General features: G+C 24.9%; 1 pseudogene. It reads left to right on the forward strand.

The features are described 5' to 3' along the window. Positions 1–190: 190 nt before the first annotated feature. Positions 191–1661 (forward strand): annotated as a pseudogene (locus tag Q0G30_RS14285) (hypothetical protein); the annotation flags it as partial.

The raw sequence follows: 1661 nt of genomic DNA on the forward strand, positions 1-1661 counted from the left end.
ATTTATAAAAATTTAATATGGTAAATAATTTTATGTAATTCAGTTATAAGTTTATTTTTATACAATATAAAATACTTAAGAAATTTGTAAGAAATTATTAAGGTAAAATATAAGAAATTTGAGAATAAATAGTATAAAATATGATAGTATAGTATATAGGGAAAATAATGTAAAAACAGGGGGAATCTTAATGAAGAAAAATAGAAGCAGAAGAATATTTATTGCGATTTTAAGTATTTTTATTTTAAGTTTAGTTATTCCAAATTTAAAAGTAAATGCAAGCAAAAATAATTCTAAGTATGACTTAACTATAAGTTATGGTATAGATGGTAAGTATAAAGCTCAAAAATATATGCCAGTTACTGTACAAATAAATAATTTAGAGCAAGATTTTAATGGAGAAGTAGAGGTAAGAGTTACAAGTGATTCTAACGGTGGTTACGATGCTTATTGCAAAGAAGTAAGTGCAAGTAAAGGAGAAAATATAAGTGTAACAATACCAGTAAAATTTTTAGAAGGAAATAATACGGGGACTGTTTGTATAATAGAAAATGGAAAAGTATTATATGAAGAAAAATTACTGATTTCTTCAGGAAGAATTAGTGATGGGAATGCCTTTACTGGTTTATTAAGCGATGATCCTACGGCATTAGGATACCTAGGAAATATAACATATTTTGATTCTAATTATTCAAATACAGGAAAAATGAATTGTGTTAACTTAACTGAAGATATGTTAGATGAAAATGGGTTAAATATAGATGGATTAGATGTAATAGTAATTAACAATTATAATATGGCTAATTTAAATGACAATCAGTATAAGTCATTAAATAATTGGGTTAATTCTGGTGGAACATTACTAATAGGTGCAGGAGCAAATGAAGGCAAAACAATTAATAATATAAACAAAAGTTTTTTAAATATAACTTCAAATGGAACTAAAGAGCAAAATGTTAAAACTGGTTCAGAAAACTTAAATTTAATATTATCACAAATTAATTTAAAGGATTCAACAGTTATAGTTAATAGTAATGAAAATGAATTAGTATATTCTTTAGATAGAGGAGAAGGTAAGATTTTAATAACTTCCTTTGATTTAGGATTAGAACCATTTATTTCATCTAATGATGCAGCGATTATGTTACAAAATATGTTAATAGAAACTTTTGACAAAATATATGAAGAAAATTATCAAGGTGGATATTATTCAACATCCTATGAAATAAGTAATATATTAGGTAATATTCCCGTAGAGAATGCAGTAAGCCCATTAACTTTAGGAATAGTACTTGGGGTTTATGCAATTTTAGTTGGAATAGTTATATATCTTATATTAAAGAAAATGAAGAAAAGAGATTTAACATGGGTTCTTATACCTGTAACTGCAGTTGTGTTCACAGTAATGATTTATTTATTAGGAAGTAAAATGAAAATAAAAGATGTAATAGTAAATAGTGCAAATATTATATCTGTTGATGAAGATGGAAGAGGTCAAATAAATAGCTACATAGGTATAGCAAGTAAAAATAAAGAAAATATAAAAATAGAAAAAGAAGAAGATTTAAAAATGAAATACTTGTCTGATGATTACTACTATTATGGTGATACAAGTTACGATGCTAAAACTTTAAGAGTTAAAACAACATATACAAATGATA

The organism is uncultured Clostridium sp., from assembly GCF_934754925.1.
Classification (GTDB): Bacteria; Bacillota; Clostridia; order Clostridiales; family Clostridiaceae; genus Clostridium.